Origin of the sequence: Streptomyces albus subsp. chlorinus (genome assembly GCF_013302895.1) — a bacterium.
GTDB lineage: Bacteria > Actinomycetota > Actinomycetes > Streptomycetales > Streptomycetaceae > Streptomyces > Streptomyces chlorinus.
The window spans coordinates 7,338,228-7,354,810 of sequence record NZ_VJOK01000001.1 but is presented as its reverse complement, the minus strand read 5'-3'; the positions used below and the strand labels follow the sequence as shown (position 1 = coordinate 7,354,810).

The 16,583-nt window shown below is 70.9% G+C and carries 16 protein-coding genes; 9 read left to right on the top strand and 7 right to left on the bottom strand.

Features of this window, described 5'->3' with window-relative positions; all coding sequences use genetic code 11:
• Positions 1-282 precede the first annotated feature (282 nt).
• A complete protein-coding gene (locus FM076_RS31860) occupies positions 283-1,236 on the top strand; it encodes a DMT family transporter (RefSeq protein ID WP_173874290.1) in 954 nt (317 codons plus the stop codon).
• 153 nt (positions 1,237-1,389) lie between these two features.
• Positions 1,390-2,334 (top strand): LysR substrate-binding domain-containing protein, encoded by a 945-nt coding sequence (locus FM076_RS31855; RefSeq protein ID WP_173874289.1) that lies wholly within the window; start codon positions 1,390-1,392, stop codon positions 2,332-2,334.
• Positions 2,335-2,417: 83 nt separating this feature from the next.
• On the opposite strand, the gene FM076_RS31850 is transcribed toward FM076_RS31855, so the two are convergent.
• Positions 2,418-3,011 (bottom strand): TetR family transcriptional regulator, encoded by a 594-nt coding sequence (locus FM076_RS31850; RefSeq protein WP_173874288.1) that lies wholly within the window; start codon positions 3,009-3,011, stop codon positions 2,418-2,420.
• A gap of 93 nt (positions 3,012-3,104) precedes the next feature.
• Here FM076_RS31850 and FM076_RS31845 point away from each other — a divergent pair, with 93 nt between their 5' ends.
• The 3 genes from FM076_RS31845 (at position 3,105) to FM076_RS31835 (ending at position 6,027) form a co-directional block, all read left to right on the top strand.
• On the top strand, positions 3,105-4,172 hold the full coding sequence (locus FM076_RS31845; RefSeq protein WP_173874287.1) for an NAD(P)-dependent alcohol dehydrogenase: 1,068 nt from the start codon (positions 3,105-3,107) through the stop codon (positions 4,170-4,172).
• Positions 4,173-4,281: 109 nt separating this feature from the next.
• Entirely contained in the window at positions 4,282-4,977 is a 696-nt protein-coding gene (locus tag FM076_RS31840) for an alpha/beta fold hydrolase (RefSeq protein ID WP_173874286.1), read from the top strand.
• A gap of 312 nt (positions 4,978-5,289) precedes the next feature.
• The gene (locus FM076_RS31835; RefSeq protein ID WP_173874285.1) at positions 5,290-6,027 is read left to right on the top strand and encodes an alpha/beta hydrolase; all 738 of its coding nucleotides are present in this window, start codon (positions 5,290-5,292) and stop codon (positions 6,025-6,027) included.
• A 378-nt stretch (positions 6,028-6,405) separates the two neighbouring features.
• Here the strand turns inward: FM076_RS31835 and FM076_RS31830 are convergent, their stop codons facing one another.
• The gene (locus tag FM076_RS31830; RefSeq protein WP_173874284.1) at positions 6,406-6,723 is read right to left on the bottom strand and encodes a hypothetical protein; all 318 of its coding nucleotides are present in this window, start codon (positions 6,721-6,723) and stop codon (positions 6,406-6,408) included.
• Positions 6,724-6,817: 94 nt separating this feature from the next.
• Here FM076_RS31830 and FM076_RS31825 point away from each other — a divergent pair, with 94 nt between their 5' ends.
• The 3 genes from FM076_RS31825 (at position 6,818) to FM076_RS31815 (ending at position 12,088) form a co-directional block, all read left to right on the top strand.
• A complete protein-coding gene (locus FM076_RS31825) occupies positions 6,818-7,675 on the top strand; it encodes a LysR family transcriptional regulator (protein WP_173874283.1) in 858 nt (285 codons plus the stop codon).
• A gap of 822 nt (positions 7,676-8,497) precedes the next feature.
• Positions 8,498-8,902, top strand: coding sequence for a hypothetical protein (locus tag FM076_RS31820; protein WP_173874282.1), 405 nt, complete (start codon positions 8,498-8,500; stop codon positions 8,900-8,902).
• Between the two features lie 357 nt (positions 8,903-9,259).
• Positions 9,260-12,088 carry a helix-turn-helix transcriptional regulator gene (locus tag FM076_RS31815; RefSeq protein ID WP_173874281.1) on the top strand — a complete coding sequence of 943 codons (2,829 nt, stop codon included), beginning with the start codon at positions 9,260-9,262 and terminating at the stop codon, positions 12,086-12,088.
• 300 nt (positions 12,089-12,388) lie between these two features.
• Here the strand turns inward: FM076_RS31815 and FM076_RS31810 are convergent, their stop codons facing one another.
• From FM076_RS31810 to FM076_RS31795, 4 genes are all read right to left on the bottom strand, one after another.
• Entirely contained in the window at positions 12,389-12,727 is a 339-nt protein-coding gene (locus FM076_RS31810) for a hypothetical protein (RefSeq protein WP_173874280.1), read from the bottom strand.
• A 154-nt stretch (positions 12,728-12,881) separates the two neighbouring features.
• Complete coding sequence (locus FM076_RS31805; protein WP_173874279.1) at positions 12,882-13,661, bottom strand: alpha/beta fold hydrolase; 780 nt, start codon at positions 13,659-13,661, stop codon at positions 12,882-12,884.
• 140 nt (positions 13,662-13,801) lie between these two features.
• A complete protein-coding gene (locus tag FM076_RS31800) occupies positions 13,802-14,053 on the bottom strand; it encodes a hypothetical protein (protein ID WP_173874278.1) in 252 nt (83 codons plus the stop codon).
• 324 nt (positions 14,054-14,377) lie between these two features.
• Complete coding sequence (locus FM076_RS31795) at positions 14,378-15,208, bottom strand: class I SAM-dependent methyltransferase (RefSeq protein ID WP_202034941.1); 831 nt, start codon at positions 15,206-15,208, stop codon at positions 14,378-14,380.
• A gap of 69 nt (positions 15,209-15,277) precedes the next feature.
• Between FM076_RS31795 and FM076_RS31790 the strand changes: the two genes are divergently transcribed.
• Positions 15,278-15,880 carry a TetR/AcrR family transcriptional regulator gene (locus FM076_RS31790; RefSeq protein WP_173874277.1) on the top strand — a complete coding sequence of 201 codons (603 nt, stop codon included), beginning with the start codon at positions 15,278-15,280 and terminating at the stop codon, positions 15,878-15,880.
• Between the two features lie 27 nt (positions 15,881-15,907).
• Here FM076_RS31790 and FM076_RS34455 read toward each other — a convergent pair whose 3' ends face one another.
• The gene (locus FM076_RS34455) at positions 15,908-16,162 is read right to left on the bottom strand and encodes a hypothetical protein (protein WP_243274697.1); all 255 of its coding nucleotides are present in this window, start codon (positions 16,160-16,162) and stop codon (positions 15,908-15,910) included.
• Between the last annotated feature and the right edge of the window lie 421 nt (positions 16,163-16,583).

The window sequence follows — 16,583 nt, the reverse complement described above, 5'->3', positions numbered from 1 at the left end:
ACCGTAGAACTTCAAGTACGGTTCAGGGCAAGCGGAAGATCTTCCGGACGCCGCCACAGACCTTTCGGACGCCGCCACGCAGAACACCGCTCACGCCGCCGCCGGGCACAGGCGCTGCGGCGTGGTGCCGCGTACACGGCGCCGAGCACGAGGGTCGGCAGGCTGTGGGCCGGATCGCAGGCGGCAGGCGACAATCGGCAGCCGGCAGAAGTAAGCGTGACTGAATTTTTCGGCAACAAAGACTAAATAGAACTTTCCGTTTCAGGCGGGAATGCTGGACGCATGTTCCCGCGCATCGCCTCCCCCCACGTCCTTGCTCTGGCCGGCACTGTCGTGCTGTGGGCCTCGGCCTTCCCCGCCATCCGGATCGGCATCGACGGCCTCGGCGTGGAGGCGCTGTCGTTCCTGCGGATCGCGATCGCGGCCGTGGCGCTGCTGCTCGTGGCACCACTGGCCAAGGTCCGTCTGCCCGGGCGCCGTGATCTGCCCATGATCGCCTTGTGCGGGGCCACCGGCGTCACCGCCTACCAACTCCTGCTCAACTGGGGTGAGGTGGAGGTGGCGGCCGGAACGGCGAGCCTGCTGATCGCGACCGCCCCCGTCTTCAGCGTGCTGCTGGGAAACCTCTTCCTCAAAGAACGGCTGAGCCGCGACATCATCCTCGGCAGCATTGTCGCGATAGCCGGCGCGGCCATCGTCAGCCTGGCCGCGGGCACCAGCGGTTTCACCCTCTCCGCGCTCATCGTCCTGGCCGCCGCGGTGTTCCAGGGGGTGTACCACTTCGCCACCAAGCCCCTGCTGCGCCGCTACACCGGTCTGGAGGTCGCCACCTACGCGATGGTCGCGGGCACCGTCTTCGCTCTGCCGCTCATCCCCGCCACCTGGCACGCGGCCCAGCAAGCCCCGGGCGGTGCGCTGGCCTCCGCCGGCTACCTCGGCTTGCTTCCCTCCGCGCTCGGCTTCGTCATCTGGGCCTACGCCGTTGCCCGCCTGCCTCTCGCGGCCTCCACGGCCGCCCTGTACCTGGTGCCGCCGGTGGCCCTGGTCGTCTCACTCGTCTGGCTGGGCGAGGTGCCCCACCCCATCGAGCTGGTGGGAGGAGCGGTCAGTATCGCGGGCGTGGTCCTGATCAACCGGCACCGGCAGGCACAGCGCCCCTCGGCCTCCGAGGGCGAGGGTGCGCCGAAGGCCACCTCTGGCCGCCAAGCGGCCGACCGCCCCGTATCGACACGGTAAGACCCGTGTCGACACGGTGAGGCCCGTATCGACAGGGTGAGCCCCTGGTCGCACGAGACTCGGTGCGTCTTCGCCCCTCAATCCTCGCCCCCTCAACACCTTCGCCCCTCCCCCTCCCCTCACCCGCCCTCGGAACCGAGCAAGGAGCCGTCCGTGCTTGACGTACGCCGTCTGCGCATCCTCCAGCACCTGGCCGCATACGGAACCGTCGCGGCCACCGCGGAGGCTCTGCATCTGACCCCGCCGGCCGTCTCCCAGCACCTCGCCGCCTTGCAGAAGGAGGCCGGTATGCCTGTGGTGGAGAAACAGGGACGCACACTGCGACTGACCGCGGCCGGGGAACTGCTGGTGGCCCACGCCGACATCGTTCTGGCGGAACTCGCGGCGGCCGAGTCCGGGCTGGCCGCCCTGCAGAGCGGTCGGCACGGCATCGTACGGATCACCGCCTTCGCCTCCGCAGCCCGTACTCTCATCGCGCCCCTGTGGCGACGCCTCGCTGACGCCGATGCCGCCCGTGCGCCGTCCCTGCGGCTGTCGGTCCGGGAACCCGACACAGCCCTCGACGAACTGCGCAAGCACTCAACCGACCTCGCCCTGGTCCACAGCTACACCGTGCTGCCGCGCAGTTTCCCCGTCGCCTGCGAGCACGCCGTCCTCATGGAGGAACCGGTACTGCTTGCCCTGCACCCCCATCAGGCCGACGCGCTGGGACTGGCGGCCGGGCAGTCGGCGGACCTGTCCCGGACGGCGCATCTTCCGTGGCTGACCCCCGGGCCGGAGACCTCCTGCTACGAGATGGTCCAACGTGCCTGCGGCGCGGCCGGGTTCGTCCCGGACATCAGGGCCCGGAGCAACGATTTCTCCGTGCTGGCGGCCCTGGTGGCCGCGGGAGCGGGCGCCGCCCTCGTCCCCCGTATGGCACTGCCGGACGACACCGCCTCCCTCAGCCTCCACCCACTGGTCCAGCCCGTCTCCCGCACCCTCTTCACCGTCAGCCGTACGGGAACCGGTAAACACCCCGATCTGCGGCGCGTGCTGGAGCTGCTCCACGAGCTGGCCGCGGCACCCGACACCGTCGGCGGCGCACCGCACGGCTGACCGGCGGCGGACCCCCGGGGGGCGGGCCACGGTCCGCGACAACGGAAGGCTGCCCGGCGCTCAGGACAAGCTCCGGAGCCCTCCTAGTTGTGGTCGGCTGCCATGGCGCGGCGGACGCTCTCGCGGAGCAGGCTTCGACGCTGGTCGTGCACTTCGGGGGGCTCCTGCGCCGTCGCCGCGTAGACGTTGCTGACCGGTGACCAGGCCATGGACATGGCGATCACCATGGCCATGAGGTCGAACGGGTCTCCCTGGCGCACCGAACCGGCGGCCTGAGCCTCGGCGATGGCGCGCAGTTTCTGGTCGTCGAGACGGTCGTGGTCGTCCACCAGGTGGCCGGCCGGGCGGCGCTCCAGGCGTGCCCAAGTGGCCAGCCGGATGAGGTCGGGACGGCGAAGATACTCGTCGTAGAGGCGTACGGCCCAGTCCGCGAGGTCGGTCGCGTCGATCGGGACGACATTCACGATCCGCTCCAGCGAGCCGAAGAAAATGGCGTCGAAGAGCCCTTCCTTGCTGCCGAAGTAGGCGTAGAGCTGCGCCTTGTTCGTGTGTGCCGCGGCCACGATCCGCTCGACGCGCGCGCCGGCGATCCCGTACTCGGCGAACTCCCGGGTCGCCACATCGAGGATGCGCTGGTACGTCGCGGCTCCACGCGCGGTCAGGGGCTGATCAGCCATGGCGGCACGTTACCAGACAGAACAGTCGGTTTACCCGGGAGGCCGGAGACGCTACGGTGAACAGACCGAACAGTCTGTTTATAAGGGGGCACCATGAGGAGCACCATCGGCTGGCAGGTGGAGGGCACATCGTCAACACTGCGGCGGGCACCGCTGGAGCGACGCGACCTGCGTCCGGACGACGTCGCCGTCCGGGTGGACTACTGCGGTGTCTGCCACTCCGACCTGCACGCCGTCAAAGCCCAGAACAGCGAAGGGGGGCGGCCCCTGGTGCCCGGACACGAGTTCACGGGCGTGGTGACCGAGACCGGTTCCGCGGTCACCCGCTTCACCGCCGGCGACCCCGTCGCGGTGGGCAACATCGTGGACTCGTGCGGCGAGTGCGCCATGTGCCAGGCCGGCCAGGAGAACTTCTGTCACGCCTTTCCCACCCTTACCTACAACGGCACCGACCGGCACGACGGATCGACCACCCTGGGGGGCTACTCCCGCGAGTACGTTGTCCGCGAGCACTTCGCCCACCCCCTTCCCGCCGGACTGGACCCGGCCGCCGCCGCTCCGCTGCTCTGCGCCGGGATCACCGTCTGGGAACCGCTGCGGGCCCTCGGCGCGGGGCCGGGAACCCGCGTCGCCGTGGCCGGACTGGGCGGCCTGGGCCACCTCGCGGTCAAGATCGCGGTGGCGCTCGGCGCCGATACCGCGGTCGTCAGCCGCTCGCCGGACAAGGCCGACGACGCGCACCGTCTCGGTGCCCACGGCCTCATCGTCTCCACCGATCCGGAACAGATGGCGGACGCCCGCGACCGGTTCGACGTCGTCCTCGACACCATCTCCACCCCGCACGACCTCGGCCCTTACCTGCGCCTGGTCGCCGTGGACGGGACGCTGAGCCTCCTCGGACACCTCGGACCCCTCACCCTCGAGACCACCGACCTGCTCCTGGGACGCAAGAAGCTCAGCTCCGCGGGCAGCGGCGGCAGGCCCGCGACCGCCGCCATGCTGGACTTCTGCCGGGAGCACGGCATCACCGCCGACATCGAACTGCTCCCCTCGGCCCGGGTGAACGAGGCCCTCGACCGCCTCCGGCGCAACGACGTCCGCTACCGCTTCGTACTCGACATGTCCGACCTGGACCTCGCGGCGAGCCTCCGGTCGAGCTGAGCGGTCGATCGTGCACGGCAGCCCTCGAACCCCGAGCGCCGACACGGCTCGGAGTGAGGGGACTGCTGGTAACTTCCCGCAGAAAACGTCATCAAGGAGTCAGTAGGCCATGAGGGTCGTGTTCGTCCATGGAGCATGCGTGCGGGATGGATCGTGGTGGTGGCACCGCACCGCTGAGTTGCTGCGGGAGCGAGGGGTGCTGAGCGTGACCCCGGCACTGCCGAGCTGCGGCGAGGCGGGCCCGCCCGGAGGCACCGACGGTCCGGGCCTGTCCGAGGACGTCGCGGCGGTGCGGCACGCGCTGCTCGACAGCGACGAGCCGACCATCGTGGTCGCCCACAGCTACGGCGGCATCATCACCGCGGAAGCCGCCGCGGGTCTCGAGTCGGTACGCCACCTGGTGCTGGTCACCAGCTACCTGCCCGAGGCCGGTCAGAGCCTGTCGGATTTCTCAGGCGAGCAACCCGCCCCCTTCCTCGACATCGACCCGGAAGCCGGCACCTTCGGGGTGCGTCGCGAACTCTTCGTGGACACCTTCCTGCAGGACTGCGACCCCGCGATCCAGACACAGGCGGCGGACCACCTCGCGCGGCAGAGCGTGCGGGTGACAGGGCAGCCGGTCAAAGCGGCCGCCTGGCAACAGGTGCCCTCGACCTATCTCGTCTGCGCCCAGGACCGGGGCACCCCGCCGCGCCTACAGCGTGAATTCGCCCGCCGGGCCGACAGCGTCGTCGAACTCGACGCCGGCCACCACCCGTTCCTGTCCCGGCCAGCCGCGGTCCGGGACCTGCTGCTGAGCCTGTGACAGCAGCCGCAGTCGGCCGGCCGGCAGGTCGGTGCCGCAACGAGACGTGCGGTGACCTATGGCCAGGGCATGGGTTGTGCGGCCTCCGCTTGCCGCGGCCCCGTTGGTGAGAGGCATCCGGCAGTGGAGCCTCCACGAATAATCCGTTGGCGCGCCACGGTGACCGTGGCTAATCTCCTGGAGGCCGTGCGAGACGACGAGGAGGTGGTATCCGTGAACGCAGTATCGACATGGGTGCTCCCCTGCGGGGTCACGGTCGGGCGGTAGATCGTCCGGGAGCGCCGCTGTGAGCACTCCCGGAAGGCCACGACCGTGCACTTCACTTCTGAACAGCGCCTCGACGACGGTGTCATCGAGCGCGCATTCACCCTCGGCGAGATCCCCGGCACCCTGTGGACACCTGGGCCCGCGCCGGCCCCGCTGGTCCTGATGGCCCACAACAACGGCCTGCCCAAGGCGGAACCCCGGCTGGTGGCCCGGGCCCGGCACACCGCGGCGCGCGGTTACGCGGTGGCCACCATCGACGCCGCCGGCTGCGGTGACCGGCCCCGGTCCGCCGCCGACGAGCAGGCCCGTGCCGACCTCCGCCGGGCGATGCGGACCGGCGAGCCGGTCGACGAGATCCTGGAGTCCTTCATCGGCCCACTGGTCGCAAATGCGGTCCCGGAATGGCAGACCACTGTGGACGCCCTCCTCGAGCTGCCCGAGATCGGCGGCCCGGTCGGGTACTGCGGAGGGTGGGCCGCCCTCGGCATCCGGCTGGCGGTGGTCGAGCCGCGCATCGCGGCCGCGAGCTTCTTCGCCGGAGGGTACGTACCCCGCGCGCAGCGCGAAGAGGCCCGGCAGGTCACCATTCCGCTGCTGTTCTTGCTCCAGTGGGACGACGGGGGGAACCCCCGGCACCGTGCCCTCGACCTCTTCGACGCCTTCGGCAGCGAGGAGAAGACGCTGCACGCCAACCCGGGAGGGCACACCGGCACCCCGTGGTTCGAACTGGAGGACGGGTGCCGGTTCCTGGACCGGCACCTGAAGCGAGGCCGGGCCGCCTGACGGACAGCAGAACGTAGGCGTTGCCGGGCGGATCCGTCACCAGGACAACCCTGGCGCTCCCCGGCTGCCCAGCCCTTCTACGAGGCACGCTGCTCCCGTGGGCACGCGGGAGCAGCGTGGTTCCGCAGAGCGCCGGCACCCAGCCGGAGGCGGTCAGGAGAAGCGGCGGAGTTGCCGTCTGCCTGGATGCCGTCGGCCGCGACACTGATCCTCTGGGCACCGGTTCCGCTGTCGCCCGCTGCGCCCGCCACGGTCGAGGGCACGGCCACGGCGGCCCCGGGCAGCACCGCCGTGACCGCGACCGCCGCGCTCACGGCGACTCGCTGCTCAAGACCGGCTTCGCCGGCGTAGCCGCTCATACCAGAAGGGGGTAGCCGCTCATGCCAGAGGTGCGTGGTTGACCCAGACGGTCTTGTACGGGTGACGGGCCTGCCAGCGCTTGATGAGGTCGGCCGCTCCGGGCATGGTGAAGGTCGCGTTCAGGGCATCGAGGTCGGCCAAGCGCAGTTGCAGGACGGCGCTGGCGATGGCTACCGGTGCGTGGTCGTCACCGGGAACGCGGATGTGGTGCTGGGCCGCGAACGAGTCGACCACGCCGGAGCGCATCACCAGCTCCTCGAACTCCTTGAGGTACTGGTCCAGCTCGTCGGAGGGAATCGGATTGTCGAACGCCACGATCATCGTGTGGTGAATCATGAGCCCACTGAACAGGCCCTTTTCTCCCCCGTCCAAGATCTCCTTGTTCTCGTTCCATGCCTGCTGGGAATGGATCGCACGGTATCCTTCCGGTATGGCCGAGCTGGAGACCCGGGAACTGGAATACTTCATCGGCGTGGCCGAGGAACTGCACTTCGGCCGCGCCGCGGCACGCCTGGCGATCGCGCAGCCGGCCCTGTCCAAAGCGATCCGGCGCCTGGAATCCCGGCTCGGAGTGACCCTGCTGGAGCGCTCCAGCAGGAGCGTCACCCTCACCCCCGCGGGCGAGGCACTCCTGCACCATGGCCGGCACGCCCTCAACGCTGTCGGCGCGGCTGCTGCCAAGGCGCGCCGGGCCGCTGATCAGGAAGCCCACCTGCGCCTGGTGATCAAACCGGGCGGAGACGCGAACCTCCTGTCCGGCATCCTGGCCGCCTATGCCTGCCAACCCGACGCCCGCCAGGTGGACATCCTGTTCGGAGGAGCCACCGACCGCGCCGATCACATCCGCGACGGCCGCGCCGACGTCGCCTTGCTGTACTCGCCGTTCGACGATCTGACCGGCCTGGACCACGAAACCCTGGCGGTCGAAGGACGTGTCGCGATCCTGCCGCCGGACCACCGGCTCGCCTCACGGGCAGAGATCACCCTCGCCGACCTCGCCCGGGAAACGCTGCCACGCTGGAAAGGCGTGCGCTGGACCGGGGCCCCCGAGGGCGGTGAAGGGCCCGAGGTCACGGACGCGGCCGAAGCCCTGCACATGATCAGGTTGGGGCGCACCCTCGCGATACTGCCCCGCTCGCTGGCCCAGCCCCCGCACCCCGACCTCGTCTACCGGCCCGTGACCGACGCCCCCCACAGCGAACTCGTCCTCGCCTGGGCACAGAACGACCGCCGCCCGTTGGTCGCCTCCTTCGTCGCCGCCGCTCTCGATGCGGCAAGGACGGCTTGAGACACAAGGCGTCGCCCCTACGCGGCTCCGCGGCAGGCGGAACCTGTTCCCGGCCGCTTCTGGGGAGGTCACACAGCACGGCACGCCGGTGACCAGCCACGTCGGCCTCTTCCCCGCGTGGACCGGCACAGCGGCGAGCCGACTGAGCGACGGGATCCCCGCACACCCCGCGCACGGAGGAAACCGCCGCCGACGGCATCGAGAAGGCCCCTGAAACCTTCCTCGCCATGATGCGCGTCACCAAACACGGACAGGAGGCTGGTCCGCCTGAAAGGCCCAGCGGTGCTCCCCCGAACCAGCTCCCCCGCACGGGAAACGGCCGCGGCGCCCCCGCCACCCTGCTCTCGAGCATGACGAGAGCGCGAGGCAGCATCCTGGTGGACGGCGGCCCCGCCAGAAGCCCCACCCACCCAGGGGCCGCCGTCCGCCTGCCCGAAGGTATCCCCGCGAAAGGGCGGCATGGCCGGGTCCAGGTCGAGCGCGCTGAGCACCTGATCGAGGAGGTTCTCAGAAGCGAACTCGGAGACCGACACGGCACATCGCCCGGAGTGCCCGGCCAAGACCTTCCCGACGGCGTCCTCCGCGTTGGCCGGCGTGAACCCGATGTGCCAGTCCGCGCGACGCGATTGACGCGCGCAGCGCCTCGAAGAGAGCGTCCGTCCGAGCGGGCCGCGCGTGGTTACGGGGAGTGGGAAGCCGTCAGCGCAGCGGCGTGCGGTCTCTCCCCGCTCCGCGCTCGGGGTGATCGCGACCGTGCCCACCGCATGATGTTCAATGTCACGAGCCGGCTCGGCATGAAGAGCACTGACAACGGGAGAAAACATGAGAAGACTTGGGCGCGCGATAATCGCGCTTCCCGCGGCGATACTCATCACCGCCGGGACGGCGACCGCGGCAGCGGCCGCGACCGGCTCCCCGAGCGGCGCGCCCCCGTCGGGCGCCACGTGCGTGTCGACGACCGGTGCCAAGGCGTGCTTCGTCGCGAACGGAGACGCCGTCTACGTCAAGGACACGAAGGCGAACGGCGACTCCGTCGCGGGCACGCTCAAGTCGCGGCTTCCGGCGAAGTGGGGCCGCGAGTGCTTCAACAACCGCGGCGCTGCCGGCGGCTGGGTGAAATGCAGCTTCGACGTGCCGGAGTACCAGTACGCCGACCTCTGGGCCGTCAACAAGCCCTTCGTCGGCAACCAGGCATACACGAAGGTCTATACCAGCCCCATCATCTGAGGCGCATGGGTCGGCTGGTCGGGGCGCAGGAACCGGCCCGACCAGCCGCTTCCATCCCCGTCCCCATGCGTACGGGGGGTCAGTTCCAGGCTTGTCGTTCCTGGCTTCGGGGGTCGTTGGTCCGGGGCCAGTGGGTGTCGATGCGCATGGTGGTTCCTCGTTCGGCATGACGCCGACATTGCCGAGCGTGGTGTGGTCCATGAGTCGTCCTTGGCTACTCGGGGGATTTCTCGAACCGCACGAGCGGCCTCGGCGGCCGGGGTATCCCTCACGGGACTGCACCTGTGCGTCAGCCGGGGACGGGTCCGCCGCTTGTAGCCTGGGCGGGGCAAGGCAAGGCGGCTCCGTTTGTGAGCCATGGCTCGTGGAGGTCTCGTGGTCGAGCAGCGGCCGCACACACACGCCCTCGGTGCGGTCACGGGACCGGAGCCGGATCCTGATGAGCCACTCGTCGGCCGGGACGCGGAGCTGGGGCGTCTTTTCCGTGCGGTCGAATCGACGGCAGCCGGGTCGGTCGTGATGCTCGTCGGTGGCATGGGCACGGGGAAGAGCACGCTGCTGCGCCGTGCGGCATGCCGGGCCGAGGCGAGCGGTGGCCGCGTACTGCGCGCCGAAGGCAGCGAGGCGGAGGCGAACCTGCCCTTCTCCGCCCTGCACCAGTTGCTGCGTCCGGTGCTGGCGGAGGTGGACGGACTTCCGGAAAGGCAGCGCACCGCGCTACAGGACGCCCTCGGTACGGGACCGGCCGCGCCCCGGTATGAGAGCGCACCCGATCGGCTCTTGACCGGGGTCGCCGTGCTGAGCCTGCTCTCGGCCCTGGGCGACCGGCGGCCCGCCCTCCTGGTGCTCGACGATGCCCAGTGGTGCGACCGTGCCTCACTGGAAGCGCTTTCCTTCGCCGCCCGGCGGCTCGAAGGCGAACCGGTCACGATGCTGATCGCAGCCCGTGACGGCGGCCACATCGCGGGGTTCGACCGGCACACGCCCACGCTCGTCCTCGAACCGCTCGACGACGCCGCGGCGAACCGGCTGCTGGACCAGCAACCGCGGAGTCCCACCGGTCACACCCGCAGGCGCGTCCTCGACCAAGCGGGCGGCAACCCCCTGGCACTGGTGGAACTCGCCAGAGCGGCCACCGCCCAGGACGCTGCCCCAGGGCTGCCGTCCGCGGGCCCACTCCCCCTCACCGAGCGTCTGGAGCGGATCTTCGCCGCTCGCCTCGACGGTCTGCCCGCCGATACGACGCGGGCACTGCTGCTCATGGCCGCCTTGGACAGCATCGACTCCCCGGCCGTCGTCACGGCCGGGCTGCCGGACACCGAGGGCGACGTCTGGCTGCCCGCCGAGCGGGCCGGACTGGTCCGGCGCAGCGGCCGGGACCTGCGGTTCCGCCATCCACTGGTCCGCTCGGCCGTGTACCACGCCGCCCCCGCGCGTGCCCGGCACGAGGCTCATCGCACGCTCGCCGAACTGCTGCGGGACGAACCGGACCGGCGGGCCTGGCATCTGGCCGCCGCCTGCCCGGGCCCGGACGCCGCCGTGTCGGCCGAGCTGGAGCGCACCGCCACCCGGGCCCGCCGCCGCGGCGGCCACGCGGCAGCGGCCAAGGCTTTCCAGCGTGCGGCGGAGCTTGCGCCTCGGTCCGACGACAGCGCCCGGCTGCTGGTCGAGGCGGCTTCAGCGGCCGTGTTCACCGGTGACCTCGGATGGGTCGAGGAACTGGCCGCCGCCGCCCGCGCGCGCACGGATGACCCGTCGCTGCTGGCTTCCGCCACCGTGCAGGCCGGCCGGCTGGCGATCCTGACCCTGCACCACAGCACTGTTTTCTCCCGGCTGGCCGACACCGCCGAGACATGGGCCGCCTCCCGGCCCACCGCCGCGCTGGGCCTCCTGGCCGATGCCGCCGTGGTCGGCTTCTACTCAGGAGAGGACACCCAGCGCCGCCGCGTCCAGGACATTCTGCAACGCCTTCCCGAGGACGCCGCAGCCGCGGGCTTGCGCACCTGGGTGACAGCCGTGACGGACCCCTTCGGCAACCGAGCCGAACTCACCCCCCTGCTCCCGTGGTTGGCCGCCGGAGCCGAAGCCCGGCCGGAGCAGCTGACCACCGTCGGCATCATGGCGTGGTTGCTGGACGAGACCCCGCAGGCCGTCCGCGCCCTCGACAACGCCTTCGACCGCTGGGACTCGCAGGGAGCGCTGCCGGAGGGCCTGGGCGGCGCGGTCGCCTGGGCCTATGTGGAACGAGGACGGTGGGACCAGGCCAGGGAAGCCTGCGCCCGCACCATCGCGGTCGGCCGGGCAGCCGGCCTCGATCACGCCGTGGCCTGTGCCGCCACCGTGGACGCCACCGTACTGGCCTTGCTGGGGGATACGACGGCAGCCCGCGCCGTGGCGGATGAGGCACTCTCCCTCGTCGACCCGCTGGAAAGCCGTTCGGTCTCGGTCTATGCCCGTCGGGCGCTCGGAGCCGCGGCGATCGCGGACGGCGCGTACGAGACCGCCTACGACCAACTGCGCATGGCATTCACGGCGGATGGCGCGCCCGTGCACTACCACGCCTCCTTCCCGCTCCTCGCGGACCTGGCCGGGGCCGCCGTGCGCAGCGGCCACCGCGAGGACGCCGCCGCCCTCGTCGAACGGTGCGCACGCGCGCTCGCGGACAACGCCTCGCCCCGCCTGCGCGCGCTGCTCGACCGAGCCCGTGGCCTGCTGGCCGACCCCGAGGACGCCGAGCCGTACTTCCGGGCCGCCCTGGCCGATCCGGTCCTCGCGCACTGGCCCTTCGAACGGGCACAGACCCTGCTCGACCTCGCCGAGTGGCTGCGGCGCCGCCGGCGCATCGCGGAGGCCCGGGCCCCCCTCACCGAGGCCCTGGAGACCTTCCGCCGCCTGGGCGCCCGCCCGTGGATCGAGCGGGCCCGGGCCGAATCCCGCGCCGCCGGCCTCGACGTCACGGACACGGCCCCCGACGCGCTCGCCCAGCTCTCCCCGCAGCAGCAGCAGATCATCAGGCTTGCCGCCCGCGGCCTGACCAACCGCGAGATCGGCGAGAAGCTTTTTCTCTCCCCGCGCACCGTCGGCTCGCACCTCTACCGCAGCTTTCCCAAGCTGGGCATCACCGCCCGCTCCCAGCTGCGCGACCTCATCGACGGCACCCTCGCGATGGCCGGCGACCAGCCGTGACTCTCGCCATGGCCGCCCACCAGCCGCGAGATGAGCGACGTCCTACTCCGCCTCACGGTCCTGGGCTGTGCGACGCCCTGCCCGAGCGCGGACAACCCGTGCTCGGGCTGCCTCGTAGGGATGCGACGTCCTGCTGGGCGAGGCCGACCGCGCCGCAGTGCACCTGTCGCGGCGAGCAGGCGCACCACACGCCCGAGGACACCGGCGCTACGGTGCGCAAGGCCGGGGCGGGCCGGCTGATCCTTACACACCTCGGCCGCTCCCTCGCACCGCGCCAGGCGGTGACATGGACAGGCAGGTTCAGCACTCGTCCACGTTCTCGGGGCTCAGTTCACCGTCATCGGTCAGAATCGAGGTGCTCGTATCGATATAGCCGTCACCGTCGTTGAAGTCGATTTTGTACATGTCGCCGTAGCCCATGCCGTTCGCGTCCACGTGGCCGCGCGAGACGCACTTGACGGTCACTTTGGACCGCGTCGTGAGCTGGCCGATCGGTTGGCGGCCTCTGGGGTCTGCGGCCGGCCAGACGCTCACGGTGTCGTAGTCCTGGATCCTTCCCTCGGTTCCGCAGCCGATCAGCGTGACCGCTGAGAGCACGGTCGCCACGCCTGCCGCCGTTGAGCGCTTGATGGGTCCCATGGCCGACCCCCCGCGTGAGTGCCAGTTCACGTGCACGACATCGGCACTATCCCGTTTTGACCGACCCCTGACAAGACGCGAATCCGCCGCCCCCCTCACTCGCCGTGTTCCCCGACGGCGGCCACAGGGCCTGGATGAAGGGACTCCTGGCCGATCACCGCTCGTCTCGCCCCTTGAGCGCCGCCGCGGTGGCGCGGACGAAGCCCTCCGGGTTGTCCAGCATGATGTTGTGTCCGCAGTCCGGGACCGGGACCACGGCCACCCCGGCCTCGGTGAGCGCGTCGGCACCCGGGAGGGCGCCATCGGCCTCGGGCAGCAGGTAGGTGCGGGGTATCTTCAGGTCCAGCAGAAGCTCGCGCATGGTGGGGACGGTGCCACGGGTGAGGTGGACCGCGCTGCGATGCAGGGCTTCACGGCCGGCCAGGCGCATCGTGGACCACCAGTGGGAACCGGCACGGTCCCGGGTCTCCTCCCAGCCGCCCGCGAGGAACTCCTGCTCGGAATACGCGGCGATGCCGCTGCTGCCCGCGGAAGCGGGCCTGGGCGGAATGGGGTCGAGGTTGGCGTCGACCAGGACCAGCCGGGAAACCAGTTGCGGATGCCGGGTGGCCAGGACGATGGCCACCGAGCCGCCCATGCTGTGCGCGATCAGCTCGGCACCGGTGACGCCCGCGTGGGTCAAGGCTGCGGCAAGGGCGTCCGCGTGCGATTCCAGGGTGTAGTCGAAACCCGTCGGCCGGTCGCTGATGCCGTGCCCGAGCAGGTCGATCAGCAGCGAACGGCGGCCGGCCAGCAGCGGGTGGACCGCCACCTCCGTGAAGTAGGCAGGCGAAGTGGCACCCAGTCCGTGGACGTAGACGCGTGGCGGCTCCTGCCCCGGCAGCTCGACCCAGCGCATCTTGTCGCCCTCGGGCGTCACAGCGGTATCACGCACAGTCTGCTCCCTCGTATTCCAGGTCGGCGGCCATGTTCCAGGTCGGCGGTGGGACGAGGGTAGTCACCGGCGCTGGGTGCACCGTCACCGCCCCGGCGCGCGCCGGAGGCGGCCCGGGAGCTGGGACGGGGGGCTCCGGCCTAACGCCAGACAGCCGTACGCCAGTGGAGGCCGGGGGTGAGGTGCTTGAGGTAGCGGGCGTCCGTCACCGTGAAGGTGATGTCGGCGTACGGCCGTTCCTCGAAGGGGCGGGCCATGATCAGCTCCCAGCCGTCGCTCATCAGGTCCTCCTCCAACTCCGCTCCCTCAAGATCCGCCTCCGCTTCGGCCAGTTCCTCATCGCTCAGCGGGTCACCGTCGTTGCATCGCAGTACCTCGCTTCGCGACGGCACGTTCCGCAACGGGCCGACCTCGTAGGAGATGCCGCCCGGGTGCCGCCGTGAGCGCGACCGACTTCGCGACCCGCCAACGCCGGTCCGGCAGTTCCCGCAAGCCACTCGCCGTGCCCGCTCCCGGGCGTGGCCGAACGCGACACCTTCGCCTGTACTCGCAGACGCTTCTCTTCTACTCGCACACGCTTCTCCACCTGAGCAGGGCACGCACATACGGGACACCGGCCCTGACCACCAGGTGGCGGGGCGGTGTCCCGTACAAGTTGTGCGTGCTGGGCGCGCTGCGGGACGCGTCCGCCGTTGTGAGGCCGGCGTCGGGGACGCTCAGGAAGGGGCGCCGACGCGTACGGCGGTCGCGGCCAGGGTGGTGTAGTTCATCGTGAAGCGTCCGCCCAGGGAGTCGATGGCGTCCCCGACCGCGTGCAGCACCTCGGCCCGTTGGCCGGGGCGCAGCTGGGTGAGACCGCCGGTGGTGGGCAGCAACTCCAGCCACTGGTCACGGGTGTAGGGCCGCTCCCAGTCGAATCGCCACTGCTCGGGCTCCTCGAACTGGCCGGTCTCCCGGATCTGGTCGGCGAACTTCGTGTATGCCGCCTGGTAGAGGTCGAGCGGACGGCGGGCCGGTTGGCCGTGGAGCGGGGAGTCGGGCACCACCCGCCGGAAGGCCGCGGCGAACGGTTCGGCCACTTCGGCCGGCGGCTCGTACACGTGCCCGAAGATCGCCAACCGTCCCCCTGGACGCAGCACGCGTGCCGCCTTCTCGGGGCCGGTGGCCGGGTCCACCCAATGCCACGACTGGGCGGCAACCACCGTGTCGAACGTCCGGCCGGCCGACTGCCAGGTTTCGAAGGTCGCCACCTCGACCGGCAGTCCACGGGATCGCGCGAAGTCGGCCATCCGCGCGTCGGGCTCGATGCCGAGCACGGTGCAGCCGGCCGCCTGGAACTGACGGGCTGCGATGCCGGTGCCGCAGCCGACGTCGAGGACGTCGGACCCGGGGCTCCCGGCGACGATCCGCGTCACCAGTGCGTCGGGGTAACCGGGCCGGGCCTGGTCGTAGCGTTGGGCGTCGGCGCCGAACGACTCGGCCATCCGCCGGGCCTTGTGCGGCTCGGCCGGAGGCGGTTCGGATTGCCCTCCCTGTAGAGTGGTCATGCGCCCACATTAGTGGGCACCTGCCCACTCAACAAGAGCCGGCAGCGGTTGAACGCGAGAGGAGCGGTGATGCCGACAGGTGTGCACCTTCGCGACGCGCGGCAGCAGCTGTTCGACGCTGCCGAACGCGTACTTCTGCGGGACGGGCCCAACGGGCTGACCAGCCGGGCCGTCACCGACGAGGCGGGATGCGCCAAAGGTGTCCTGCACCGGCACTTCTCCGACTTCGACGCTTTCCTCGCCGATCTCGTACTCGACCGGGCCGCGCGACTGGAGGCACAGGCGAGCGCGCTGCGCGAGTCCGCCGGCGCCGGCACCGTGGCCGACAATCTCACCAACGCGCTGGCCACCCTGTTCGAACCGGTTCCGGTGGCACTCATCCCGCTCATCACCTTCCGGGACGAGTTGCGTGCACGGCTGCGGCACGCCAGGCCCGGGGGCGGCATCGCGATCCTCGCCGAGGCCGCGACAGCGATTTCCGCCTATCTGGCCGACGAGCGTGAACGGGGCCGCATCGCGGCAGACGCCGACATCGACTCCCTCACCCTCTCCCTGGTCGGAGGCGGGCATCTCCTTTTCGCAGACCGCGACCCCGGCCCGCCGACCACGGAAGCCGTCAACAACCTCGTGACAGCGGTCATCGCGGACGCCGTGCAACGACGACCGGCCTAGAGACCGAGCGCGGGTTCGGTTCGGCGCTCAGCTCCAGCTCGGCGAGTACCAGTGCGGGGACTTGCCGGGGATGGGCCGTCCAGCGAGTGCGTCGAGCACGACGCGGTCGCCCACAGGCCGGTCCAGCTTCACCGTCAGCCGCCGCGACGTGGCCTGCTTGGTGCAGAGGCCGCCCCTGTTCCGGTCCTTGACGGAGGCGGACAGCACCACGTTGCCGGTGGTTTCCCGTACGTCCACAGCAGGGCCGTCGTCGCAGACACCGTGGAGGACCGCCACAGTCATCGAACGACCGTCGCCGGACACCCGTCCATCCTCCGGCTCGGCAGCGGGCAGCTCCGCACGCAGAACGAAACTGTGGTGGCTGAAGGCCCTTTTTTGTCGTCCCCGGTGCGGAAGCCGCCCTCTGGTGGCTGGACCACGTCGTCCATGGGGTGGTAGCCCCGGCGCGCCATGCGGCAGTCGCGGCCGCTCCGTCCCATGCGGCGGCGACCTGCCGGGCGCGGCGGGCCCGTTCCCTCGAATCGTCGGCTGCTTCCTCCCGTGTGCCGCCGTCGGCGTCCCGCCGGTCTCCGCACCCGGAGACGGCACCCAGGCCGGCGATCGCCAGCACGACCGAGGCGAACACGCTGACGGCGCGTAACTCACTGCTCCGCATGGCACCTCCGGAAGAGGATGGGCGCCCCGTTCAGCAGGCCACCTGGAG

What these genes read in the sequence shown, in the direction of transcription:
- FM076_RS31860 (WP_173874290.1), top strand. Translation starts at nt 283, where the DNA reads ATGTTCCCGCGCATCGCCTCCCCCCACGTCCTTGCTCTGGCCGGCACT.
- FM076_RS31850 (WP_173874288.1), bottom strand. Translation starts at nt 3,011, where the DNA reads ATGGCTGATCAGCCCCTGACCGCGCGTGGAGCCGCGACGTACCAGCGC.
- FM076_RS31845 (WP_173874287.1), top strand. Translation starts at nt 3,105, where the DNA reads ATGAGGAGCACCATCGGCTGGCAGGTGGAGGGCACATCGTCAACACTG.
- FM076_RS31840 (WP_173874286.1), top strand. Translation starts at nt 4,282, where the DNA reads ATGAGGGTCGTGTTCGTCCATGGAGCATGCGTGCGGGATGGATCGTGG.
- FM076_RS31830 (WP_173874284.1), bottom strand. Translation starts at nt 6,723, where the DNA reads ATGATTCACCACACGATGATCGTGGCGTTCGACAATCCGATTCCCTCC.
- FM076_RS31825 (WP_173874283.1), top strand. Translation starts at nt 6,818, where the DNA reads ATGGCCGAGCTGGAGACCCGGGAACTGGAATACTTCATCGGCGTGGCC.
- FM076_RS31820 (WP_173874282.1), top strand. Translation starts at nt 8,498, where the DNA reads ATGAGAAGACTTGGGCGCGCGATAATCGCGCTTCCCGCGGCGATACTC.
- FM076_RS31815 (WP_173874281.1), top strand. Translation starts at nt 9,260, where the DNA reads ATGGCTCGTGGAGGTCTCGTGGTCGAGCAGCGGCCGCACACACACGCC.
- FM076_RS31810 (WP_173874280.1), bottom strand. Translation starts at nt 12,727, where the DNA reads ATGGGACCCATCAAGCGCTCAACGGCGGCAGGCGTGGCGACCGTGCTC.
- FM076_RS31795 (WP_202034941.1), bottom strand. Translation starts at nt 15,208, where the DNA reads ATGACCACTCTACAGGGAGGGCAATCCGAACCGCCTCCGGCCGAGCCG.
- FM076_RS31790 (WP_173874277.1), top strand. Translation starts at nt 15,278, where the DNA reads ATGCCGACAGGTGTGCACCTTCGCGACGCGCGGCAGCAGCTGTTCGAC.
- FM076_RS34455 (WP_243274697.1), bottom strand. Translation starts at nt 16,162, where the DNA reads ATGACTGTGGCGGTCCTCCACGGTGTCTGCGACGACGGCCCTGCTGTG.